The 23,606-nt window shown below is 43.2% G+C and carries 22 protein-coding genes; 16 read left to right on the top strand and 6 right to left on the bottom strand.

Features of this window, described 5'->3' with window-relative positions; all coding sequences use genetic code 11:
* Window positions 1–88: 88 nt before the first annotated feature.
* From GGE08_RS11030 to GGE08_RS11015, 4 genes are all read right to left on the bottom strand, one after another.
* The gene (locus GGE08_RS11030) at window positions 89–2,254 is read right to left on the bottom strand and encodes a PQQ-binding-like beta-propeller repeat protein (protein WP_179384935.1); all 2,166 of its coding nucleotides are present in this window, start codon (window positions 2,252–2,254) and stop codon (window positions 89–91) included.
* Window positions 2,255–2,268: 14 nt separating this feature from the next.
* Window positions 2,269–3,327, bottom strand: a complete 1,059-nt coding sequence (locus tag GGE08_RS11025) for an alpha/beta fold hydrolase (RefSeq protein WP_179384934.1) — start codon at window positions 3,325–3,327, stop codon at window positions 2,269–2,271.
* A 72-nt stretch (window positions 3,328–3,399) separates the two neighbouring features.
* Entirely contained in the window at window positions 3,400–4,251 is an 852-nt protein-coding gene (locus tag GGE08_RS11020; protein ID WP_179384933.1) for an aldo/keto reductase, read from the bottom strand.
* 44 nt (window positions 4,252–4,295) lie between these two features.
* Window positions 4,296–4,703, bottom strand: coding sequence for a nuclear transport factor 2 family protein (locus tag GGE08_RS11015; RefSeq protein WP_179384932.1), 408 nt, complete (start codon window positions 4,701–4,703; stop codon window positions 4,296–4,298).
* A 147-nt stretch (window positions 4,704–4,850) separates the two neighbouring features.
* Here GGE08_RS11015 and GGE08_RS11010 point away from each other — a divergent pair, with 147 nt between their 5' ends.
* The 3 genes from GGE08_RS11010 to GGE08_RS11000 all read left to right on the top strand — a co-directional run bounded on the left by GGE08_RS11010 (window position 4,851) and on the right by GGE08_RS11000 (window position 7,693).
* Window positions 4,851–5,756: a helix-turn-helix domain-containing protein gene (locus GGE08_RS11010; RefSeq protein ID WP_179384931.1), complete on the top strand. Its 906-nt coding sequence runs from the start codon at window positions 4,851–4,853 to the stop codon at window positions 5,754–5,756.
* 279 nt (window positions 5,757–6,035) lie between these two features.
* Window positions 6,036–6,836 (top strand): hypothetical protein, encoded by an 801-nt coding sequence (locus tag GGE08_RS11005; protein WP_179384930.1) that lies wholly within the window; start codon window positions 6,036–6,038, stop codon window positions 6,834–6,836.
* Window positions 6,836–7,693 (top strand): nucleotidyl transferase AbiEii/AbiGii toxin family protein, encoded by an 858-nt coding sequence (locus GGE08_RS11000; RefSeq protein WP_179384929.1) that lies wholly within the window; start codon window positions 6,836–6,838, stop codon window positions 7,691–7,693. The genes GGE08_RS11005 and GGE08_RS11000 overlap by 1 nt, the downstream gene beginning before the upstream one ends.
* Window positions 7,694–7,712: 19 nt before the next feature.
* Here the strand turns inward: GGE08_RS11000 and GGE08_RS10995 are convergent, their stop codons facing one another.
* Entirely contained in the window at window positions 7,713–10,001 is a 2,289-nt protein-coding gene (locus GGE08_RS10995) for a relaxase/mobilization nuclease domain-containing protein (protein WP_179384928.1), read from the bottom strand.
* On the bottom strand, window positions 9,998–10,384 hold the full coding sequence (gene mobC / locus GGE08_RS10990) for a plasmid mobilization relaxosome protein MobC (RefSeq protein ID WP_179384927.1): 387 nt from the start codon (window positions 10,382–10,384) through the stop codon (window positions 9,998–10,000). The genes GGE08_RS10995 and mobC overlap by 4 nt, the downstream gene beginning before the upstream one ends.
* 753 nt (window positions 10,385–11,137) lie before the next feature.
* Here mobC and GGE08_RS10985 point away from each other — a divergent pair.
* The 13 genes from GGE08_RS10985 to GGE08_RS10925 all read left to right on the top strand — a co-directional run bounded on the left by GGE08_RS10985 (window position 11,138) and on the right by GGE08_RS10925 (window position 23,572).
* Entirely contained in the window at window positions 11,138–11,818 is a 681-nt protein-coding gene (locus GGE08_RS10985) for a ParA family protein (protein WP_179384926.1), read from the top strand.
* 11 nt (window positions 11,819–11,829) lie between these two features.
* On the top strand, window positions 11,830–12,294 hold the full coding sequence (locus GGE08_RS10980) for a hypothetical protein (RefSeq protein ID WP_179384925.1): 465 nt from the start codon (window positions 11,830–11,832) through the stop codon (window positions 12,292–12,294).
* Between the two features lie 8 nt (window positions 12,295–12,302).
* Window positions 12,303–12,653, top strand: a complete 351-nt coding sequence (locus GGE08_RS10975) for a cbb3-type cytochrome c oxidase subunit 3 (protein ID WP_179384924.1) — start codon at window positions 12,303–12,305, stop codon at window positions 12,651–12,653.
* A gap of 22 nt (window positions 12,654–12,675) precedes the next feature.
* Complete coding sequence (locus GGE08_RS10970) at window positions 12,676–12,945, top strand: hypothetical protein (RefSeq protein ID WP_179384923.1); 270 nt, start codon at window positions 12,676–12,678, stop codon at window positions 12,943–12,945.
* Window positions 12,946–12,957: 12 nt separating this feature from the next.
* Window positions 12,958–13,281: a DUF4133 domain-containing protein gene (locus tag GGE08_RS10965; RefSeq protein WP_179384922.1), complete on the top strand. Its 324-nt coding sequence runs from the start codon at window positions 12,958–12,960 to the stop codon at window positions 13,279–13,281.
* A complete protein-coding gene (locus GGE08_RS10960; protein WP_179384921.1) occupies window positions 13,266–15,815 on the top strand; it encodes a TraG family conjugative transposon ATPase in 2,550 nt (849 codons plus the stop codon). The genes GGE08_RS10965 and GGE08_RS10960 overlap by 16 nt, the downstream gene beginning before the upstream one ends.
* Entirely contained in the window at window positions 15,812–16,429 is a 618-nt protein-coding gene (locus GGE08_RS10955) for a hypothetical protein (protein ID WP_179384920.1), read from the top strand. Before GGE08_RS10960 ends, GGE08_RS10955 begins: the two co-directional genes overlap by 4 nt.
* Window positions 16,430–16,439: 10 nt before the next feature.
* The gene (locus GGE08_RS10950) at window positions 16,440–17,351 is read left to right on the top strand and encodes a hypothetical protein (RefSeq protein WP_179384919.1); all 912 of its coding nucleotides are present in this window, start codon (window positions 16,440–16,442) and stop codon (window positions 17,349–17,351) included.
* A 202-nt stretch (window positions 17,352–17,553) separates the two neighbouring features.
* Window positions 17,554–18,018, top strand: a complete 465-nt coding sequence (locus GGE08_RS10945; RefSeq protein WP_179384918.1) for a hypothetical protein — start codon at window positions 17,554–17,556, stop codon at window positions 18,016–18,018.
* On the top strand, window positions 18,015–19,010 hold the full coding sequence (gene traM, locus GGE08_RS10940) for a conjugative transposon protein TraM (RefSeq protein WP_179384917.1): 996 nt from the start codon (window positions 18,015–18,017) through the stop codon (window positions 19,008–19,010). The genes GGE08_RS10945 and traM overlap by 4 nt, the downstream gene beginning before the upstream one ends.
* A gap of 4 nt (window positions 19,011–19,014) precedes the next feature.
* The gene (locus GGE08_RS10935; protein ID WP_179384916.1) at window positions 19,015–19,977 is read left to right on the top strand and encodes a DUF4138 domain-containing protein; all 963 of its coding nucleotides are present in this window, start codon (window positions 19,015–19,017) and stop codon (window positions 19,975–19,977) included.
* Between the two features lie 2 nt (window positions 19,978–19,979).
* Window positions 19,980–20,519: a conjugal transfer protein TraO gene (locus GGE08_RS10930; RefSeq protein WP_179384915.1), complete on the top strand. Its 540-nt coding sequence runs from the start codon at window positions 19,980–19,982 to the stop codon at window positions 20,517–20,519.
* An 11-nt stretch (window positions 20,520–20,530) separates the two neighbouring features.
* A complete protein-coding gene (locus GGE08_RS10925; protein ID WP_179384914.1) occupies window positions 20,531–23,572 on the top strand; it encodes a TraQ conjugal transfer family protein in 3,042 nt (1,013 codons plus the stop codon).
* The last annotated feature ends 34 nt before the right edge of the window (window positions 23,573–23,606 follow it).

Here is a 23,606-nt window from a genome sequence, read left to right as displayed (position 1 = left end):
CTATGTCTTTTTACCAATAATCGTTTGTTTATATCAATACTATTACATTGATGTTTAACACTAGCGGGTCAAGTATCTACTCAAACCCTTATGGCAAAGCAAATGCCATTATAGAGCCCGAAGGATTTTCTTCAGTCCCCCCTATGGATAGGGCCACATATTGTTTTCCGTCAATGGAATAGGAACAAACATTGGCATTGTTTGCGGCAGGTAATTCCTGTTCCCAGACCATTTCGCCAGTTTTCTTGTCAAAGGCCCATATTTTTTTATCCTCCGCACCGCTTATAAAAACCAGTCCCCCCGCGGTGACCATAGGCCCCGATCGTGCCAACAAACCAGTTTCAGGACCATCCTCTTCCTGTAAATTTTCATCATTGCCCACGGGGATTTGCCATTCGTATTCCCCAGTGGATAGGTTCAGTGCGTTCAAGGTGTTCCAAGGGGTTTTTAGGGCAGGGTTGCCGCTAGGGTCACTCCATGTTCTGTATGGCGTGATGTTCATATACCGTACCGGCTTCTCACCATCGGCGATTTCCTCCTGGCTCTCCTCAATAGAAGTATCCTGTAGGTCATACAGATAGGCCAAAACGCCCCTCTCTTCGCGCTCTGTAAGTACGCCCATGTACCCCGGCATCATACCGCCCCCCTTACGTATTTTCTCAAGGGTTTCTTCTTCAGCCACCTTGTCCTTTAAACCTACCAAGGTAGGAATGGTCGGCCCAACACCTTTCTTATCGGCTCCATGACAGGCGACACAATGTTTTTCGTATGTAACCCTACCCAATTCATATCGGGTATTGTTCTGGGCCGCAAAGTGTTTGTCGGCATCCACAATGGTCTGTATTTCGGGCAGGTTGTTACCTCGAATGTAAAGATAGTCAGTGTCTGGATCATAGGCCAGACCGCCCCAATTGGCACCACCACGGGTAGCTGGCATGGAAAGGGTACCCTTAAGGTCTGGAGGGGTGAAAAGACCTTCATAGCGCACCGATCGAAATTTCTTTAAAATGGAATCATGGTCAGCCTCGGAATAATGGTTCAGGTCGTCTTCCGTCATCGATTGCCGAACAAAAGGTGCAGGTTTCAACGGAAAGGGCTGTGTTTCATAGGCAACCTCGCCGGGAAGATTGGATTCGGGCACCTCACGCTCCTCTACCGGGAAAATTGGTTCTCCCGTATCCCGGTCGAGCACAAAGATAAAGCCCTGTTTCGTGGCCTGGGCCACCGCATCGACCACCTTTCCCTCGTGCTCAAATGTCACTAGATTGGGCGGACAGGGCAGGTCGTAATCCCAAATATCATGGTGTACGGTCTGAAAATGCCACTTGTAACCTCCCGTGGCGGCGTCCAATGCCAGAACGCAATTTCCGTAAAGATTGGCACCGACCCTATCGGCCCCATAAAAATCATAGGAAGGAGATCCCAATGCCAGATAGACCATCCCCCGCTCAGCATCGATGGCCATACCTGCCCAACAGTTGACACCCCCGGCATATTTGTAAGCATCAGGAGGCCATGTCTCATATCCAGGCTCCCCTGGATGCGGAATGGTATGGAACGTCCAAACCCGTTCTCCGGTCTTTGCATTATACGCTCGGACATAACCCGGAGGCGCACCATAATAATCCGGCAGCCTCGACCCGATTATAATGAGGTTATCGTAAATGCTTCCCGGAGTGGTCAAGGTGACAGATATTTTTTCCGGATCGTCACGCACACCCAGGTTTAAGTTTACTTTTCCATTTTCCCCGAAGGAAGTAATCGCTTCGCCGGTTTCGGCATTTATGGCCAATAAGTAATTTCCCGCGGAATACAGTATTCGTTTGTCATCACCATCTTCATCTTCCCAATATGTCACGCCTCTACTGGCCGCTGTGGGTTCACCTTCACCCAATGCCTTAAAGTCCCATAATTTTTCGCCGGTGGCAGCGTTGATGGCATACACAGTCTGGTTCCTTGAATTCGCATACATAACACCATCAATAATGATGGGGTTGGCCTGGCTCGATACCGCTGGTTCTTCCCCGTCGTCCAGGTCATCGGCATTAAAGGTCCAGACGTTCGTTAATTGGTTTACATTGGAAATGTTAATCTGGTCCAAGGGCGAATAGCTCGTACTTTTTTCATCCGCCTTATAGGTTGTCCAAGTGTTGGTACTCAGCGATTCTTCCTGTTTGCAGTTGACAAGCAACAGAACCGTGACAAGACCAAACCCAATTTTTCTTAAGTGCAACAATGTGTTTTCGTTTATCATCTTGAAATTTCACTTTAATTATCCAATCCTTTTTCTTTTAACCATGCGGACATTACATCGGCCACTTCCACATTGTTCAGATCCGAAAACGGAAAATGGGTATTGCCCTTGATGCCAATTTCGGGCAGATGGACCACGGTAACATCGCCTCCTTGTTTATTGACCGCTTCGGCCCATATCCGTGCCATTTCAAGCCGTACCCGCCAGCCGTCGGTACCTGGGTTGGGGTCATATTCTTCTGGAATAAAATCTCCATAATAGATTACGATGGGGATTTTGGTCAGTTTCAAGAATTCGGCTTGAGGTACGCCAATGGCCTGTAAAGCTCCGGCAGAACTTTCCAGAGGTGGAGGGACCTCACCCTCGGGAAAGGGGAAACCCGATCCTGGTTCATAGGACACTATGGCCTTAACATTGTCATTTTTCATAGCAGTGGCCCAACCAAATCCCCCGGAATGGGAATGTGTCACCAGAATACCATCCCCGATCTTTTCAAACAGTTCTGAGGCCGCATTGATTATCGCCTCGATGTCAAACCCGCCTATATTGGGCACCATCTGACGGAAATATTGGTTCAGGGTTTCCTCGTCCTTTGCGAACTGTACGCCTGGAAAATAATCGGGCCATTCGCCCACCCGGAATATATTGAACCAAAACTGCTCATCGGGGGTCGGGGTAATGGAAGCTTCTACCATACTTTTACTTGCCCTGCCCCGTCTCGGTTGATCCATAATATAAGTACTAAAGCCCCTTCTCAAAAAAATGTTCTGGTAGCCCTCGCGACCGTCAGGTGTAGTCTCCCAGGTCTTTGAAAATTGTCCGATACCGTGCCACATCACCAAGGGATATTGACGGGCATCCACAGGTATCTGATAAAAAATGTAGGCATGGTCACCGTGGAAGGTCTGTCCCTCAGGAGTTCTTTTAATGGCATCGAACGTACCGGGATTGCTCTTTACTGTTCCTCCAATAGCAAAACTGCCTTGGTCTTGGATGACCATAGGTTCTGTCTGGGCAAATCCTATGGATAGTGCACCCAACCATATGGCCAGTACTATTTTTTTTGTTCTCATTGATCGTTTTTAAAATTGTTACATATTGTTACCATCCGGATCTCCATCAAACGGACCCTAGTCAAAATTTTATTATAAACCTTCCGCCCACTTTCGGAACTGCACCACCATTTTTGGATCACGGTGGTCAAAGAACTTACTGGTATTGGTATCCAGTGCTGCAATGGCCTTCATGTCTTCTTGGGACAGTTCAAAATCAAACACATCGATATTCTGTTCGATCCTTTCAGGGGTGACCGATTTTGGAATCACCACGATATCCCTTTGTATAATCCAGCGCAATGCTACTTGTGCCACCGATTTTCGATATTTCCTGCCGATGTTGACGAGCAACTCATTTTCAAAAAATTCGCTTTTTCCTTCTGCAAACGGTGCCCATGATTCGTGCTGCACCCCAAATTCAACCATCACTTTGTGGTCTTCTTCCCTTTGGTAGAACACATTGGTCTCGATTTGGTTCAATGCCGGGGAAATTTCATTGAAGCTTAACAAATCCACCAATCGATCCGGAAAAAAATTGCTCACCCCGATGGCCCTGATTTTACCTTCTTTATACAGCTCCTCCAAAGCCCTCCATGATCCGTACACATCGCCGAAGGGTTGATGTAGGAGATATAGGTCCAAATGGTCCAATTTCAGGTTTTCCAAAGAGATATGGAACGCTTTTTTGGCAGCTTCATAACCATAATCGGAAACCCATAGTTTGGTTGTGACAAAGATTTCGTCCCTCGGAATGCCGCTTTCTTTAATTGCATCACCGACCGCCTTTTCGTTTGCATATGCCTGGGCCGTGTCGATACTTCTATAACCCGATTTCAAAGCATGTAAGACACTGTTTTTACATTCCTCGTAATCCGGTACTTGAAAAACACCATATCCAAGGATTGGCATTTCTACTCCGTTGTTCAATTTTACTGTTTCCATAATTAGCCTTTCTACCTTCTTGAATTTTGATTTCATAGTTCCTGTTAACGTTCGCCGATCTTCACGTCTTCTGAAAGTAACTTGGTGAAAGAAAGCGAAAGCAATTTCCAGTCCCCTTCGGTTTCCATATACACTTCGGTTACCGCGAAAAGGTTGCTCACGGCATTACCACTAACTTCTGCCGCGAGTTGAAGTTTGCTCAAGACAATTGCAGTAGACCCCTCTCTCTTTAATGATACTTCTTGAATGTTCACACTTTTTGGCACGATCCAGCCGCTTTTCATGGCGTTGATTTCTTCTTCTTTGTTTAGGATCGCTCCCATGTGCACGAAAATCGCGGAAGGGTGTATTAGGGCATCCAACGAATCAAAATTCCCTTCTATCATCCAATGCCATTTCTGTTTTGAGATTTCTGCCAGATTCTGGGCGATTTCAAATGTTTTGGTCTTCATACCGTCAAAAGATTTTAACAAAGCTACAAAGCGCTCAAAACATGTGACTTACCCGCACTACGGAATTACCTACCCGTATTACGGATTCACATTTTTTTATGACATTATTTCCAGACACAACTGTTAACTTTATCAAAAAATAAGGGTATGAAGAATAGTGATGATTTGATTACGATAAACGACTATGCCAAGTTCTTTAAGCTATCGACCCTGCACCCGCTCGTGAACGTTCTGGACGTTTCAAAGGGAAGCTGGTCGATGGTGAACAAGGTGAATTCGGTACGCTACCATTTTTACGCCGTATTTCTAAAACAGGGCCAGGACTGCACCCTGAAATACGGGAGGCAGAACTATGATTACCAAGATGGCACGCTCGTATTTGTTGGCCCAGGTCAGGTCATCGACATATCCGGTATAGACTACAATAAGCCACCATCGGGACATGCGTTGTTGTTCCACCCCGACTTGATTCGGGGAACTTCATTGGGTACGATGATGGGGAAGTATTCCTTTTTCTCTTATGAGCTTCATGAGGCCTTGCATATTTCGCAGAAAGAAAGGAAGCTTGTTTTGGATTGCTTTGACAAAATCCAGTACGAGCTTTCACAGAATATCGACAAGCACAGTAAAACTGTCATCATCTCCAATATTGAGCTCTTCCTCAATTATTGCAATAGGTTTTACGACCGACAGTTCATCACCCGCGATTCGGTCAACATAGGTGTCGTTGAGCAATTTGAATCTTCCCTGAACGCCTATATCCTATCGGGGAAGGCCAAAAATGAAGGGATGCCGTCGGTCGGCCAATTTGCGGAGGAACAACATCTGTCCCCCAACTATTTTGGTGACCTGGTCAAAAAGGAAACGGGAAAGAGTGCCATGGAATTTATTAGGTACAAGCTCATAGAAATTGCCAAGGACAAGATTTTTGATCCGGATAAAAGCATTAGTGAGATTGCCTTTGAACTGGGGTTCAAATATCCACAGCATTTTACCCGGCTGTTCAAAAGTAGGGTGGGGTACTCCCCGAGCGATTATCGGATGTTGAATTGATGGTTCAACCATCTGATCTTAGCTAATCATTAATTTTTAGTTCTCTAGGTTATAGTTCTTTAAATCGGCCCATTTACGGCACGGAGCTGATACTTGTATGCAAAATCCGTACCCAGTTCCATTTCTCGTTCTTTTTAGTAGTTTCGTTAATAGACCTTTTATGGTACTGTTATTTCGTAAAAGATTTTTTGATTTAATTAAAACTCAATCATTATATTTGTTGATATTTCATTTATAGATAAACCCCATTTTTTAAGGTTTATCGTTTAACAAAATATAATGGCAAGAGGAAGTTACACATCCGAAAATTTGACCCAATCACAATTGGATCTTATGCTATTGTTGGATGAATACGAAATGGACATTTTCTCCTTGGAAGATGTGAAAGGGCTTGTTCCGGACCAAGAGGGAGATATCAACGAAATCATCGAGAACCTGGTCCATAAAAAAGTGTTCTCCCGCATCGAAAGGGGCAAATATTGCCGTGCCAATTTTAGGGACGAAAAAGTAATCGGTTCTTTTTTGGTGCCCGATGGTGCCATTGCCTATTGGTCGGCCTTAAACCTACATGGGCTTACAGAACAGTTTCCCAACACCGTTTTCGTCCAGACCACAAAATTAAAAAAGGACAAAAAAATCTTCGGTGTAGCCTATAAGTTCGTGACCATAGCCGAGCGGAAAAGGGATGGTGTCAAAAAGGAAGGTTATGGCAACCATAGGTACGCCATTACAGACGTGGAAAAAACCTTGGTCGATTGTTTCGATCTCCCCAAATACTCCGGCGGGTATGCGGAATTGATTCGGGCATTTGCAGAGGCAAAATTGTCTTCCAAGAAGATGATTCGTTACTGCCGGGCCATCAATAATATTGCAGCCACCAAAAGAATGGGGTTCTTGGCCCAACTTTTCGATAAACCGGGAATGAAAACATTTGTTGGCTATGCCCTTCAGCAGGTCAAAGAGGCCTATAACCCTTTTGATCCCAAAGGAAGGGATTCGGGGGAATACGTACGCGACTGGCGGTTGCGCATGAACATTAGCTCGGAAGAACTTATCAGCATAGCCAATAAAATCTACTGATGCTGTTCAAACGGGAAATAGAAAAATATGCCGAGGCGAACGGTGTCTTGAAATCGACCATAGACAAGGATTGGGTCTTGGGCCATTTTATCGACAGTATTTTTTCCATTCCCAAATGCAGGGAGGCCCTTGTATTTAAAGGCGGTACTTGTCTTCGAAAATGCTACTTTCCGGATTACAGATTCTCGGAAGATTTGGATTTTACTTCCATCAATCCCGAATTCGCATTGGATAAAAAAATGCTCAAAGAGATCGCGAGATTGATTACGAAGCGTTCAGAAATTCCGCTTCATATCCAAGAACTTTCCCCTTTGCGATTCAATGAAAAGTTGACCGGCTATAAGGCAACCATCAAATTTTGGGGTGCCGACCATTCACGAAATCAGGCACCTCCAGTACCGGAGCGGTGGACCACCAGTATTAAAATCGAGATTATCCTGTTTGAAAAATTGGTGTTTCCATTTGAAATGAGAAAAGTACATCACCCCTATTCGGATGTGTTATCGTCGGAACCCTTATCCGTTCCCTGCTATTCGCTGAACGAGGTTTTAGCGGAAAAACTACGGGCGTTGATTCAAAGGTCTTATACGGCTCCAAGGGACTTTTATGATATTTGGTATCTATCTAAGAATGTGCCCAATATCGAATGGACAGCGGTAACAAAAGCCTTTCACGAAAAAATGGCCTTTAAGGACCTTGCTTTTACCGGAATCAATCAGATGCTCAATGATGATAGTCACAAAGCCCTTATAGCTGCTTGGTCCAATAGCCTACAGCACCAAATACCCGAAAAAAATATGGTCGAGTACGCCACGGTAAAGAATGATATCGCTGCATTGTTGAAAGAGATATTCTAAGTAAACCTTTTATGCCTACCTACATAAAAATATTCCTGCGCTTGGAATAATCCGTAAACTCATCTTTAAACCCATTGAATGCCTCTTTCTCCCTATATTTTCCTCCCAAAAGCGAACTAAAGGCATACACGGTTTTGAGCAAAATAGCAGCTTGTTGCGCATTGATTTTCGTATTTGATAGCTTATGTATGCTAATCCGTAATCCTTTATCCATGTGATATTCCAATGCCTCCCGATGTAAATTCGGTCTAACACCTTCGTGAACCATCACGTAAGCGGCCCTGTTATAAAACCCTCTTTCAATCAGATAGGAAACCCACAAATTTTTAAGGTCCAATTGACCTTCCGAGTTCAATATGTTGACGGACTCCATTTGATTGGCCAGGACAGCATCCAAATCCGGACTGGATTTTAGATATGCCTGGGTTTTCTTGGAAAGCGGAATACCGGTTTCATTTTTTGAATAGTGTGAGCTTAGGTGCAGAACTCCCTCTTTATTCTCAAAATAAAATCCCTTGGCATTAAACAAATTTATATAATCGATGGGCGATTTTTCTAGATGGATATTGAACTGCTCCGCCGTTCTCAGATATGCCTTTAAACTATGGATTTCGAACTGTTTTTGGTATCCGAGGTTCATCGAACCATAAAGTTCGGGCAGTAATAATGGCAGAAAGAAAGAAGTCGCGCTTAAATCCGTTCCCCGGCCTTTTTCAGCTCCGGTAAGCATTTCGAGCACTTTTACGTTCTGATTGATACTGCCGGTGGATATATAGTTTTTGCTCTCCTTTGGAATATGGTAACCCCCTATTGCAAAAGAAAAGGAATGGGAATTACCAAAAGACACTTCACTATCAGCATAATTGAGTCCTAAACCCTGTAATAGATAAAATTGAAGACTTTTATTTTCGGAGGCGTTGAATACATCCATCTCCAACACTTTTTTGAATAAGGAAACCCTTTCTTCCAAGGTTTTGGCTTCTTTTCTTGATTCCACTTCATGGAGTTCCTTTCGTGTGTCCTCGAATTCGTTTTTCAGTACTTTCAATAGGTTTTCGTCGCTTTCCTTGCCCATATAATAATTCAGGAAAGAATAACGCTCCGAACCTACGATATTGGGAAGCAGGTCGTTCAGGTTTTTCGTTAGCACAAATTCCGATAAGAGCCTGTTGCTTTTATTCGAATTCAAATACGATTCGTAAAAAGCATTTTTTATCAGTTTACGGATTTCAAGCAAAAATTGCTTTCCGTTTCGATCCAAGGAAGTGTCACCGGTCATATCGCTCGCTAATCTGGGATGTTGGATAAAGTCTTTTTTGGAACTGATTTCGGAGCCGGAAAAGACATAACCCGATTTGTCATAAATGACCAATTCCTTTACCGGCCCGATCTTATCGTACAACAGCTCGCAGTCGATATTCTGATAGGACTTTAGCACATCTGGCAGATCTTCGTGTCGTATACTTTCAAAAAGTTTAAAGGTAGTAATCAACTGCTTTTCCAAACGCTTTCGATGTATCGGCAACAGCTTTGATTTGGAATTCTTTTTAAAAAAGGCGGCAAGTTTCGGTCCGCTTAACTTTGGATGTACGACCGACCCATTTATAAATTGGGTCCTGTATTTCTTTTGATTATCGATTCCATAGGCTACCCCTACCCTGCCGTTATCATTGGTGATTGTTTTTACCATGATATGGTAGGGCTTTGCCAAGTGTTTTAACTCGGTAAAACTCCGCACCTTGTGTTTATGCAATAGACCGTTGAGTACATCTTGTATATAGAATCGGGTACCTTGGGCATCATTGGGCTTAAACTGATATTCCGGAAAGCGATAGATTGGAAGTTCCCTTTCCTGTTTGGTGCTAGGGGATGGCGATAGTCCGTACTTTTTTTCGAGATGTTGGTGAGCCGCGATGTTCCGTCGATAGCTGTTAAAGATGCTGAGCACCTTTCCATCTTCCTTTACGTTCGTGGTCACGATGTGTACGTGTTCGTGTTTGGTATCGGTATGCCTGACCACGACATAGGGCTGTTCACCGTAGCCCATGCCCTGCATATATTCTTTGGTAATTTTAAAAAAAATTGCATCATCAAGGTGTTCCCCATGTGGAAGGCTCAGACTAATATGGGCGAAACGGTTTTTGGTGGCGTTACGCTGTCCCTGAAAAAAGAGGACATCTCCGAAGAATTTTGTCGATATGTCTTCGGAACACATATTCCCATAACCGAGTATGCGCATGCCTACCTTGCCAAAGACATATTTCAATGTTCCCTGACAGGTCTCTCCGTATATAATATTCCCGATCATTGTGGTTCTTTTTCAAAAACAATCCCTATGAGGGTATTTAAAAGTTCGTTGGTCTTTCGTATCTCGACATCCAAAAGGCTGTTCGGATTCCTAAAATTCTTGTGGTGCGCCAATTTGACCAATTGGTTGATGTTGTTCCCAATCCTATTGATTTGGTATGCCAGATTTGAAGTATTGGGAAGCTTGTCTTTTTCATCAGCCTTTTGGTTCAGTACAAGCCTTCTTAACAATGGACTTATGGTTCCCCTTTTTGAAGGGTCAAGGTCATAGGATTCGCAGATTAATTTCAGTTTAGAATATTCCGAATCGTTGAAACGGAGCATTACGTTATGGTATCGCTTCTTTTTCCCTAGTCGCTTTCGACCTCTTTTTCCCTGTTCCATTTTCAATGCTTTTAAAGCAAAACACTTCGTCAGAAGTAGACAATTCTAAGTAACTTAGAATACAGCTTGCTATCCGTTTCACGGATAAATATAAGCGATTCGATTTGAATATAACTAATTAATAATCAATTATTTAAACTATAAAACCATATTGGGGCATATGGGGTCAAATGGGTATAGATTTAACTTTTAAATGGTCTGATTTGGGAATCTATAATCATGGAATAGGGTAGAAAATGAACCTAAGTTTTCTTTGGATGGGCCAAAAAAGTGCATGGGACGATTTCGTCCCATGGGCTTTTGTATGGTTCCGAGGGGGCCAAGGGTGCCGATAGGCTTCCTTGGCTTCCACAGGAACTTTGGAAACACATGAAATGGCCCCATTTCAAAATTTTCCTATTAATAAAACAATTAGTGTTTTTATGGAATATGAATAATTATCCATCTGAAATATCCCTAATCAGGGCATAAAAATACTGTTTCATTAATGGAGTCTTGGTTAGCTTTCCCTATGCAATTTCACGAAAAAATTATTTTCATTAGACCATATCGATTTGGTTCCTGGATCCATTTGATTCCACATGGTCTTATATGGTTTTACGTCAAAAAATAATTTATAAATACTTGTTTATTAATATTTTATAATTCTATATTCATCATTATTTATATAATTGTTTAGGTATGTAATTCATTGGTTACGGCCTTCATCAATACATTAATTATTTAATCAATGAACGAAACAATTCTCGAATTATGGAAACAAAGATCATTAGTGTCGTTGGCGAAAAAGGAGGTATCGGAAAAACGACCTTGAACATCATCCTAGCGTCCGACCTTTTTTATGCCAAGGGCAAAAAAGTGGTACTGTTGGATGCCGACAACCCCCAATACTCTATTTACAACAAAAGAGAGCGCGAATTGGAATCGCTGGACGAAGAGGAAAGGCAATCCATGGAACTTTATCCCATAGAACCAGTTACCGTTGCTAACCTACAGGACGCCATAACGAAGCACTATGGCCTCGTGGACTATATCATTCTTGATCTTCCCGGGAGTTTGAACGTAGAAATGGTAAAAGGTCTGTTATATGTGGAGCACGTTTTCGTACCATTCGATCATGACGAGTTGGAAATCGACAGTACTTCCCACTTCTATTTTACCCTGAAAAACAATTTCCTGGACAATGATGAGCGCATACTGAAAAGTATCCACTTATTCTTCAACAAATACAAGTTGGTCAAGAAAAACAAGTTCGCGGTGCTACGCCAACAGTTCCTGAACGCGGATATACCGATGATGAAAAGTGTGGTCAAGGACAAGACCATTTACAAGGAACGTTACCGAAACACCCTCTACCCCATTCCCGACCATAAGGAATTGGGCTCAAAGGACATCAAGCATTTTTTTGAGGAAGTTGCCCAATTAACGCAGTAAAAAGCAGAACGATGAAAAAAGAACGGAAGATAGACACGCTTGGCCTCATCCAAAAGATGGCGGAAAAAAATAAGGCAACCGTTGATGTTCTGGAAGGATTGAAAAACGAACGTTCGCCAGACAAATGGAGCCAAGAGGAAAAACAACATTTTGTGCCAAAATCCGTTAGAGAAAAGGACGAAAAGGCCACCAATAAAGATTTCAAGCCAAAACAGTTTGAAAACGCACCGGATGGGAATGGGTACGCCGTCCAAAAGTTCGAAAAGTTTCTGAACACAGAAAACTATAGGGACAAAAAGGAATCGTTTGTACTCTCCCTAAGTAGGGATTGCATGGCCAAATATGAGAAATTGGCACGGGGGGCATCCTATAAACTGGATATTAAGACTCATCGCAATGATTTGATGCGAAAGGTCTTGGAAGATTTTATTCATCAAAAATATAGAAAACTCCTAAACCTTATTGAACAGGAGTAAAAACAAGAATGAGCAATTACTGGTACATATTGATAGGCTTGGCCCTTATCTATTACGGATATGTTGCCTGGGTTTTGCTCAAGAAAAAAAGAACTTCAAATAAAAAAGATTCAGAAAAACTTGCTTATTTGCATTTAAATAATAAATTTGTAAATAAATCAAATAATGAACAGACGGATTTAGGAGCTGTACTCGACCAGATCGATGAAGTGGAAGACACTTCAAAACTTCTGGAAGCTTTTAAAGAGGGTTCATTGGATGATGATTCAAATTCCTTAACTCGCAAAAAGCATGAAAAGCTCAAAATTATCCGCAACACGGATATGGCGGAAGATGACCCGCCGGATTCCGAAACCTGAACCCTTTCTACTAATTCTAATCTTGATTTGCATTCCTATTTGCTCCTTCGGGCAATTTGAACAGCTTCTACAAGAGGCGCAGGACTTCAAGAACGATTCAAAGACCCTTTCCCGTGAGATAGTGGACATCATCAAGATTATTGCCGGCGTCGCCATTGCGATAACAGGGCTTGCCTATCTGTATATCCGCGATCAACAGACCGACCTTGCCAACAAGTTGGGAAAGGCCGTCATTGGTATTGCCATCTTTTTTGCATTGATCGCCATCGGCGAGGAGATTGCCAATATTTAAATTTCCCGTCTTATGGAGAATCATTACATCCCTATCCAAAAGGGACTGCAAAAGGATGTCCTATATAAAGGACTGAAGGCCAAATACATTATGTATTGTCTGTATTTGGTACTAACGGCCATACTATTGGGTCTGGTGCTTTCCACTTTTATTCCAATGGTCTATGCCTTGCTCTTGATAGCTATCGTTATCGTAATCATTTTCCTTGTTTTGCTATTCTATTCCCGTACCTATGGGGCAAACGGGTTTGTCAAAAAACTGGCAGATTCCCAAAGACCCAATGCCATTAAAGTTTCCAATTCCTTTAAAAACCTAGTGCTATGGAAAAACAGGTAGCACTTTGGGACGCCTTCCCCATATACGGGTATGAACGGCAATCCCTAATCGCTAAGGAAAAAGGGTGCGTAACGATTCCCTTGCAATTGGAGCTTCCCGAAGTATTTACTTTGGATGCCTCGGAATATGGAATCCTACAGGAGCAGTTCTTCAATATTATCGCAGTTTTGGGACCGGACCGATTACTCCACAGACAGGACTTTTTCCTTCAGGAGAATTACAATCCTATCAAGGAACGTCAGCAAGGGGACTTTTTGGAGCGGGCCAACGAACACCATTTTGAAGATCGCCCTTATTTAATAGGAACCCATTATCTGTATATCAGCATAGTTCCCAAAAACTATATCAACTACAGCTCCAAACGGGCGAACAGTTTCTTGGGAAAGAACAGGGATTTCTATTTGAACCAAACCGTTCCCACGGAATTTATTGATACGGACGCCTTGGCCCATTTCGAGAATCAGGTGGCGAACGTCAATAACTTGATTAATGCTACCGGACTGGTCAAATCGAAAATATTGGAATACGAGGACCTGTTTTCTGAAAATGGGCTGTATGCTAAATACTTCGGACTGTCCGAAAGAAATACGAACCTGCGGGATGTTGATTTTAGCGGCAACACGGTTAACATAGGGCGCAAACAAGGGCGTTTTTTCACGCTTGAAAACTTAGACCAGTTTACCAAAGACCATATCGGCTCTCACGAACTATACGGCAAGTTCACGACTCGGCACAATCGTTTTCCAATAGGAAACCTTTTTTCATTGGGCTTTAAGGTGCCCCATGAACATATCATCAACCAATACATTTATGTGCCGAACCAAGAAAAAGTTTTGGCAGGACTTCGAAAAAAAGCCAAAAACTTTCAGCGGTTCGGTTCGGGGAGGTGGGATGACAGCAACACTATCTACGCCAACCAAATATATGAATACACCAAAGACGTTCTTGAAAGCCATAGGGAAACGGTCTTTTACCATCTGAACGTATTCGGTTTTGAAGAGGAAAAAGACCGTCAACGACAAATGGAAAACGACATCGCATCCGCTTTCAAGAAATTGAAAATAAATGCGAAACAAAATACCATAGACCGGAAGAACCTATTTTTTGCAGGGGTGCCGGGAAACGGTATCGGCATTTCCTCTGATATGTACATGCCCATGCCCAGCGATATGGCCTCTGCCCTACTCTACTTTGAGGGTGGCTATAAAGATTCCTCCGAAGCTGTCGAAGGCTTGCGTCTGGTGGATCGTATTTCAGGGCGCCCATTATCCGTAAGCGTGTACCGCGAACCGGAGAAAAAAGATTGGATATTTAACCGTGGTATGCTGGTCGCCTCCGGGTCCGGTGGAGGCAAGTCCTACTATGTCAACCACTATATCGCCTCTGAACTGAGGCAAGGTGGCGAGGCCGTCATCATGGAGGACGGCAATTCATACGACAAGCTGACCGAGGTGTTCGGTGGGGTTATTCTACAACATGATGATGCCAGTCCATTTACTTTCAATCCCTTTCTTTTGGACAAGTACGACTTCATTGAATCTTCCGGCAAGGGAAAGGCTTTGACGGAAGGTAAGTTGCTACATCTGGTATCCCTATTAAAACTCATTACAGATAATAAAAATAAGGGCAATGGTCTAGAGGTCACAAACACCGTTCTTGAACTCTTGGTTTCGCGCTACTATGAAACCATGTGGCGGAACGGGGATTCCAACTTCAAATTCGACACTTTCTTTGCATACTGCAAGGAGCAGGCCGTGATTTTGACTAGGACCAAGAAAATCCCAAAGGAAAAGTTCGACCCCCATGTTTTTCTTTTCCTACTGGAAAAATACGGCTCTGAAGGTCCAAGGGGAAATTTGTTGAACAAAGTGGACGATAGGATTACAGGGCTTAGCGAGGAAAAGGTGGTGTACTTCAAATTGGGAAAACTGATTGACAACGACTTGTTGTTTCCGATAACCGCTTTGATGATAATGGACATCTTCAACAAGAAGATGCACGACCCATCCAAGCTATCCATCAATAAAATCATAGCGGTTGATGAGGCTTGGAAAGCTTTGATTACCCCAGAACTGGAATCGTACTTCAACGGTCAATCAAGAATGGCAAGAAAATTAGGCGGTCAGCCCATTTTTATATCCCAAAAAGTAAGCGATTTCATTTCCTCGGAAATTATTAAAAATGCCATCGTAGTCAATTCGCACATTAAAGTGTTTCTGGACATGCGAGATTTTGCACTATCCTTCGATAAGATCCAGGCCATTATGGGATTGGGCGAAAAACAGAAACAACTCATTCTCTCCATCAACAAAGACTTGCCCAAAGGCAGAAAACTGCGGGAGGTCGCCTTTTGTTGGATGGACAAGGTAAAGGTGTACGGAGTGGAAACCTCTTTGGAAGAAAAATGTATCTACGAAACAAATCCGACAGAAAGTTCGAGAATCGAAAAACTATACAGAAACAATCATAACAATTGGGAACTGACCGCAAAGGCTTACGCCTATGCCAATTCCCTTCAAAACCAGAAAACATGAAAAAAACACTATTGTACCTATCCTTACTATTCCCAATGGCCATGATAGGCCAAATTCCGGTAACAGATGCCGCAACCAATGCCAGCGTTGGCGTGGTCAACAGCCAATTGATGAATACCAATATCCAGCTAAAAGCCGTCAACAAGAATTTGGCGCGGTTGATCAACCTGATGGAAAAGAACAACAATGAGACCTCCAAATCAAGAAAGATCCTAAAGGAAGAGCTCGATGCCAAAAAGACTTCTCCCGATTATGTAATGAAATCGACGGATGTCAGTATGACCATGGAGCTAAGGGACAAAATTCTTGAAGCCTATAGAAGCTCTAAAAATAGCATCCAAAAATGGAAACATTTAGAGCAAGACGAAATTCAGGAGTTTGCGGGTTACACGGCCAATGCGATTTTAGAGGCCAAAAACCTGTTCAAACAGTGTAATGGGATTATCAAAACCAAATCCATCATCCTTCCTGAAGAACGTCTTAAGAAAGTTAGCGGCATCAACTCAAAACTTGAACAGCTTCTGGACGGTTTGATCGCCTATAATAACAAACTCTCACAGATAAATGCTTTTCGGGAGGCCAAGTTATCCTTGATAAACATGAACAAAGAATAAGAAGGAGAAAATGCAGGTCACGGAAAAGGGAATACGCGAGACGGTCAACGAAATGTTCGACCGGTACATCGCAGACGCGTTCGAGGCGACCGATGCGATTGTCGATATCGGCCAGCAGTTCGCCTATATCGGTATCGCCCTGCTTGGGCTGAAGGTTTTCGTAAACCCCCGAACAAGGGCGGTTTTTTTGGAATACCTGAAATGGGTTCCCTTGGCTGCCTTATTGCTCAATTATAAGGTAGTCACAATGACCATCCTTGAATTCTATCAAGGAATCGGCAACTCCTTCAAAGCCAATGATGTTTCTTGGGATGTGTTGCAAACGAAGGTCTTGGTGGCCCAAGTCAAATCCTCTTCCGACTATGCATGGTCATGGGTATTACTGAGTGCCGACCCCGAAGCTTTTCAGGCGTTCGTTCTAAGTTCCATAACCTCCGTGGTGGTTATGATTGCATCAGTCATATCCGCCGTAGTATTCATAGGTATTAAGGCAATGTCGGTCATCTATCTGTTCGTTCTTATCATTTTCGGCCCATTGAACATTGGACTTTCATTCATTCCCATATTCGGTGGTATGTGGAAGGCATGGCTGCAAAAGTTTATGAGCGTTTGCCTCTGGATTCCTATGCTCTACCTCATTGACAATTTTATGTTGAACATTTTGGACAAACTCATTAGCTCGATACTTCAGGGAGAACAAGCCGATTTAGGGCTGGTACTTACAAGTGGACTTTTGATTTTCATGAACGTTTTTATGTACCTCAAGGCACCAGTATTGTCCAACTTCATTGTCCAGGGTATGAACGTAAGTGCAGGGCATTTAAAGGAGCAGACAAAACACTATACGAAAAAGGCTGCCCAAACAGCAGTTGATGCCAAGACGGGAGGGGCTACAAAGGGAGTAAGAACATTAATACAGTGAACGCCTTACCGATGAATATGGATTTTTAACGATGACACATAAACAGATGAACGATACTTATCACATTTTCAACGATTTAAACAAGATTCGTACCAATAGCAACAGGGTACTTTATTTATCTTTAGCTCTTACGGTGGGTTGCACTTTGTTCAATATTTACTTTGGGTATAAGACGAACGAAAGTGCAAAAAACCGTTTTTATTTGCTTGATAACGGACAGAAGTTAGCCGCCGTGCGCATCGACAATCCCCAACGTGCGCTCGATATTTTGTGCGAAGGGCATTTAATAAATTTCCACGAACTGTTCTTTTCGCTAGAACCCGACCTACGATTTATTAAACGGAATATAGAGGGCAAGGCACTCTATATGGTAGACCACTCCGGCAAGCGGCTTTACAATCGCCTGCTGGACCAAAATTATTATGAGGATGTCGCAAAGAGCGACTACTCCATTGAAGTGGAACAAGATTCGATATGGATTGATTACTCCGCTTATCCATTTGCCTTTCGGTTTATGGGAAAACAAAAAATACGCAAGAATGAAAGGACGGAATATCGAAATCTAGTGACCAGTGGTTTTCTTTTGGAGACCAAATCGACACCGAATAACCTGAACGGACTAAAGATTATTCGATTCCACGTTTTGGAAAACAATGATTTGCAATGAAACTTGACCGCGATACTTTTAATACATGGATTAGACAGCACAAATTATTTGCGCTATCGGCTCCCGTCGTAGTTCTCCTGACGATATATTTCTTGGTGAACAGTCTGGGTTCGTTCGGACAGGATACCAAGCCATTGGCCAAGGATGACGGTTACAATAACCACCTACCTGGACAGGAAAATGAACTTGAAGTACAGGATCCCAATGAGCTTTATAAAAAGTCACAGCAGGATTCCCTGGAGCGGTCTCGTTCTACTGGAATCTTAAAAAATATTGTTGATGCCAAACGGCAAAATGATTCTTTAGCACAGGTTCTGGAAGAGCTGAACGCCTTTTCATTCGATGATAGTCCATCGACAAGTTCGACTGAAATTATACTTCCGCCAGAACAAGAATCGATTACCAATCCAAAAACTGAATTTCGAGAAAAACTGGAATATCGAAAGATGATGTTGGAAGCCCGTGATGAACGGCTCTCCCGAAGTCAGGACTACTCCGCTCCCTATGTGGAATCTTCAAACAAACCTGTTGCTAGTTCAATTTCCATTGATGCAGCTATCTATCGTGACCAATTTATCCTGCCCGGCAATCGGGTCACGCTTATCTTACGGGAGGATGTCAACTTCAATGGCAAGCTATTCCCCAAGAACACTTTCGTATATGCCCAATCGAATCTGCAGGGCTCACGGGTTTTGCTGGAAGTAACCAATATTGACAATTCAAGAATTCTGTTGAAGGCCATCGACCAAGAGGATGGTATGGTCGGATTGCACAATGAACGCGCTGGCGAGTTGCTGAACGAATTTAACGCAGAGGTCCAAGAGCAAGGAATCAATGAACTATCCGAAGCCGTCGGCGAATTCTCGGAAACTTCCATGACCAGAAATCTTATACGCTCTTTCGGCAATTTTTTCCAGAAGAAAAAATACAGGCAACAAGACAAGATTCTACTAGTCAACGGCGACCGTGTTTATTTGGTACCCAAAACCTGAACGAATGGCAAGAAAATTACTTTTCATATCCACATTTTTTTTCGTTTCAGCATGTGTTGCACAGAAATGTAGCGATACGCTAGAGGTTGCCAGAAATTACAAGACGATTTTGATATTTCCGGAAAATATTTCCGAAAGTATCATCGGCAATGATTTTGGGTTTATAGCCGACCTTCCAAAGTCTAGTGGGAGTAAATTCCATGGAAGAATCTTAAAACTGTATTACGACGAGCTTGCTCCCGATGAAAAAAACTTTACGAACCATACCGTAATAACGGAATCGGGACTAGTCTATGATTTCATTTTGAAACTGACCAAACGGCCCAAGCAATTCACTTGGTATATCAAACCCGAAATGGCCATTACCAACATTGACGGAGTTAAAAAAAGTACTCAAAATAGAAATAGGTCTTCCGAGATTAGCATTGATGAAGATAAGGTCAAAGAAGTAGTACCTGAGTTATCCGAAAAATCATCACAAAACCCCGACAATTCCATAGACAGGGCAACGAAAGAGCTTTATGAAAAAGACCCGATGGAATATTATCGGCTTCGATGCTATTATATGCAGTTCGACAAGGCCAAAATTAGTCGGTATTTCGCTAGGTTGGACAACGTATTCCTTTGGCTTAAGGGGGTCTATTACAACCAAGATGAACTCTATTTTCAATTTCGTATTGAGAATAAGGAAGGTCTTGATTTGGATATCAACTTTATAAAGCACCAGATAGCCACGAATTATAGAAACAGTAGTAGCAACCAACGAATGGAGCTTACCCCTGTTTTTACCTATAAACAGCCCAAAACCGTAGCCGGAAAAAGCGAGAACCATTTTGTGATCGTATTTAAAAAATTTGCCTTGGACGAAAAGAAAGAGGTCGTGGTAGAACTGGACGAAGAATCCGGAAACAGAAATCTTTCCCTAAAAATCGGACATGAGATCATCAACAACCCCATACACTTCTGAATATGAAGAAACTCATAAATATCTTAGTAATCCTTGCATGTCTTACCGGCTATTCCCAAGAGGGGAATTATGCCTCGTCAATAGGTGTAAGTAGTGGCTATGCCGAGGATGGTTTTGGCATTATGGCCACCTATAATTACCATTTGAACCGCAGTCGTTATGCCCAGCTAAGTGTTTTTGCGGCGGTGGCAGAAGATAAAGGATCGTTTGCCATACCCTATAACATATTTACCGTGCAACCTGGCTATTTTTTCAAAGTTCTGGAACAAAGAACTTTTAAAAGTTATGCGTTGAACATTGGTGGTGGGGCCATCATCGGATACGAGGTCATCAACAATGGTAACAGCCTTTTGGAAACCGGAGCCATTATCGACGCGGACAGCAAGTTCATTTACGGTGCCTATGTTGGTATTGAAGGGGAACTGACTTTAAGCAACGATTTTTCCCTTTTGGTCAAGGCCAATGAATACTACCACGTCAATAGCGATGTTGGGAATTTTTATCCCTATGCCGGTATCGGGCTCCGCTACTTTCTGTTTTAAACCAATCGAAAATGAAAAAACTAAATACACCTACGAGAGTAGTTATGGGGCTTCTGACCCTGTTATCTATATTGGCGATTGCCTGCAGCAAGGATTTTGAGGAAGTCATTCTGGACGATTTCGATTTCAGCTTCTCGGTGGAACATCCGGAGGAAAGTTTTGTATTCGAACAAACCAGGACCGCATTCTCCCTGGTTCCGGAAAAGGAAATCTCTACAATAAATTATTTCCTAAAGTACTCTGCAGCCAATGCAAAAGGTTATTTTTTGAATATGGAGGGGGACACGATACGTGAGAACGACACATTGAGCATAACCGATAAAAATTGGGCCTATAATTACGTAGCTATTGATACCGGTATGCACAAGATCAACTTTTTGGCATGGGATTCCAACGCACGGGAAAAGAGATTGGAACTGCTTCACCTTGCCAAATATGCCAGTTTCAGTTTCTTGCTCAACAAGGGACTTAACGAATTTATCATCAATTCAAAAAACCCGGTCAATCTTACACTTATACGTGATAAGGAAACGGAAAGTCCGGATACCATAGGGGATTTTGAAATAACGTATCAGATCGAGAACGGCTCAGGCAAGTTATATTTGGGCGATGAGGTTTTTGATGCGGGCAATCCATTTTTCCTGCCAAAAGGCATTTCCGAACTATCTTACCTACCCGAGAATTTGGGTGAACATAAACTGATCGTTACCGCCAAAGCCCCTGATGGCGCCACCTTGACCGAAGAATTGGTATTGACCGTGCTCAACCTTGGTTTTACGCTCAATACAACGGCTTCCTCTTCGCAGGTGGAGCTCGACACCAATTTGGCCATTGCTATAGACCTTGCAACTCAGGATGAAAATTCGAATGTGACCTATGAGATTACCCATTCCTTTTCCAATTCGAGTGAGGGCGGTGGAACCGTAAGGGACCAGAACGGCGGGGTTATGGAACCGGGGCAATTTAGAGCCATTGCCCCCGATACTTATAATTTTTCATTTACGAGTACGAACCTGGGAAAGCGCAAAATCTATTTTGATGTACGGGACAGTAATGGTCAGCAAAAACGGGACAGTGTCGAGATCGAGGTCGCCAATATCCCGTTCACATTCTCCGGCAACTCGGAAAGTAATTCGGTGTTCATCAATGAACGGACCCAATTCAACTTCAATATAAAATCCAATGGGAACACGAACAATATAGAATACAGCGTCTCCTATGAAATTCTGGAGGGAAACGGAATTGTGCGCAACATGAACGGTACAGAGCTCCGAAATTCAACCGATTATCCGGTTGCCTTCGGTAATTTCTCACTGTTCTATATTCCAGAAACGACCAACACCCACAGAGTCTCCTTTGTGGTAACGGATAACTTTGGACAATCCTCTGAACCGGTCATCATCGACCTGGAAATCAAGCAAAATGAATTCGAGGTGACCTTCACGCCATCAAAAACATCCGAATTTACCAATATTCCCGTTTCGGCCATTGTGAACATCGATGAGGAACCTGAAGGTACCAATGACACCTATGAGGCATTCTTTACCTCAGGAAAAAGTGGTGGGATAAGCATCAACGGAAACTCCTATGGCCCTGGGGAGAAATTTAACTTGACCGCGGACATAAACAATATATTCTATACGGGTTTTGAGCCCGGTGAGCATAATCTGGTCTTTAGCGTCGAGTCGGGATCGGGCGTGACCCATGCGACGGCACCTATAACGATAGCATATCAACAAGTTGATTTTTCTTTCACCGGTGGTATCCAAAAGTCGGATATTTCTGTTGGGGAGGTGACCTCGGTAAACTTCAATATTTCGGAAACCGTAGGGTCTTCGGACTATACCATGCGGTTTACAATGAACGGCAATGCACTATTGAGGGACACCAATGGAAACCCCGTTAGCCCGGGCAATAGCTACGATGTTCCCAAGGGAAATTTCAATTGGAGTTTGGAGGGCATCAGCGAGGGAACGGTCAGCATGACTTTTTATGCCAAAAATGAGACAGGGCTGGAAAAACCTGTCCCAATTACGGTCAATGTCAGCCCGAAAGACTATGTTCTTACGGTAAATGCCACGGCGCCCGGCGCATTTATTGGAGAGGCCGTACCCATTAACTTCAACATCACTGAAATCGGCCTTGGCGGAGATACGTATACCATGTACTATTCTACCGGCAACGCAAACAGTACTTTTGAAATTGGCGGGAACTCTTATGGCCCGGGAGAGGCATTCCCAGTACCCGTTGGTTCATTTTCGGGCAACTATACCGGCCTTTCGGAGGGTCTGCACAATATAGTATTCAACACCATGTCCTCTTCCAATGTCCCCAAAAACGAAAGCGTGGATATCGATTATGAGCGATACGTCGAGCCATTCGATCTGACCATAAGTCAGGCTCCTGGTGAACGCCTTGAAGGGGAGGCATTCAATATAACCGTTATCACCAATGCCATAGGCACCCATGACAATACGGTTTCCTATACGATGACCTTTTCCTTTGAGGGTAATCGGGCGGGTTATTTTCTTCTCTCTGGGTCACGATATGATGAAGGTGAAACCGTTCCATTGAACTATGGGAGCACTAATCTCACCTTTTATCCCGATAGTCAGGATACGTTCACCATTGATTTTGAGGTGGAGAACTCAACGGGGGAATCTCAAACCGGAAGCACGTTTGTGGATACATTGAGAAGGCCCGTAGCTTTTGTAAAAGGAGAAAAGTACAATGTCAGTTGTGGGGGACTCAATGGATGCGATTATCAGGTAAGGATATATACTTGTTATGATATCGGATGTTCCGAGGCCTATGGGGGCGCCACCTTGGACCGTGTGGAGATCAGGATTTACAATAGAAGGGACAATCGATGGGATACCCGGGTATTCAACTATAATGAGGCCGTGGGCAATGGTGTGGACCGGTACTTTCTGTTGGAGGAAGAGGCCAGAGAAAGCAGACTACGTTATTTAGATCAGGACTTTGAGGTCAGGGTCAGGGATACCAATGGACAATGGAGTGAAAGAGTGACTGGGAGGGTCGTTAGGGTGTAAAGGGGTTGTTTTTGCGCACCTCAAGAACATTAGG

This window comes from Allomuricauda sp. ARW1Y1 (assembly GCF_013407935.1).
GTDB lineage: Bacteria > Bacteroidota > Bacteroidia > Flavobacteriales > Flavobacteriaceae > Flagellimonas.
This window is presented reverse-complemented; position numbering and strand designations above follow the sequence as displayed.

Coding starts and splice junctions, on each gene's coding strand:
- GGE08_RS11030 (WP_179384935.1), bottom strand. CDS start 2,254: ATGATAAACGAAAACACATTGTTGCACTTAAGAAAAATTGGGTTTGGT.
- GGE08_RS11025 (WP_179384934.1), bottom strand. CDS start 3,327: ATGAGAACAAAAAAAATAGTACTGGCCATATGGTTGGGTGCACTATCC.
- GGE08_RS11020 (WP_179384933.1), bottom strand. CDS start 4,251: ATGGAAACAGTAAAATTGAACAACGGAGTAGAAATGCCAATCCTTGGA.
- GGE08_RS11015 (WP_179384932.1), bottom strand. CDS start 4,703: ATGAAGACCAAAACATTTGAAATCGCCCAGAATCTGGCAGAAATCTCA.
- GGE08_RS11010 (WP_179384931.1), top strand. CDS start 4,851: ATGAAGAATAGTGATGATTTGATTACGATAAACGACTATGCCAAGTTC.
- GGE08_RS11005 (WP_179384930.1), top strand. CDS start 6,036: ATGGCAAGAGGAAGTTACACATCCGAAAATTTGACCCAATCACAATTG.
- GGE08_RS11000 (WP_179384929.1), top strand. CDS start 6,836: ATGCTGTTCAAACGGGAAATAGAAAAATATGCCGAGGCGAACGGTGTC.
- GGE08_RS10995 (WP_179384928.1), bottom strand. CDS start 10,001: ATGATCGGGAATATTATATACGGAGAGACCTGTCAGGGAACATTGAAA.
- mobC (WP_179384927.1), bottom strand. CDS start 10,384: ATGGAACAGGGAAAAAGAGGTCGAAAGCGACTAGGGAAAAAGAAGCGA.
- GGE08_RS10985 (WP_179384926.1), top strand. CDS start 11,138: ATGGAAACAAAGATCATTAGTGTCGTTGGCGAAAAAGGAGGTATCGGA.
- GGE08_RS10980 (WP_179384925.1), top strand. CDS start 11,830: ATGAAAAAAGAACGGAAGATAGACACGCTTGGCCTCATCCAAAAGATG.
- GGE08_RS10975 (WP_179384924.1), top strand. CDS start 12,303: ATGAGCAATTACTGGTACATATTGATAGGCTTGGCCCTTATCTATTAC.
- GGE08_RS10965 (WP_179384922.1), top strand. CDS start 12,958: ATGGAGAATCATTACATCCCTATCCAAAAGGGACTGCAAAAGGATGTC.
- GGE08_RS10960 (WP_179384921.1), top strand. CDS start 13,266: ATGGAAAAACAGGTAGCACTTTGGGACGCCTTCCCCATATACGGGTAT.
- GGE08_RS10955 (WP_179384920.1), top strand. CDS start 15,812: ATGAAAAAAACACTATTGTACCTATCCTTACTATTCCCAATGGCCATG.
- GGE08_RS10950 (WP_179384919.1), top strand. CDS start 16,440: ATGCAGGTCACGGAAAAGGGAATACGCGAGACGGTCAACGAAATGTTC.
- traM (WP_179384917.1), top strand. CDS start 18,015: ATGAAACTTGACCGCGATACTTTTAATACATGGATTAGACAGCACAAA.
- GGE08_RS10935 (WP_179384916.1), top strand. CDS start 19,015: ATGGCAAGAAAATTACTTTTCATATCCACATTTTTTTTCGTTTCAGCA.
- GGE08_RS10930 (WP_179384915.1), top strand. CDS start 19,980: ATGAAGAAACTCATAAATATCTTAGTAATCCTTGCATGTCTTACCGGC.
- GGE08_RS10925 (WP_179384914.1), top strand. CDS start 20,531: ATGAAAAAACTAAATACACCTACGAGAGTAGTTATGGGGCTTCTGACC.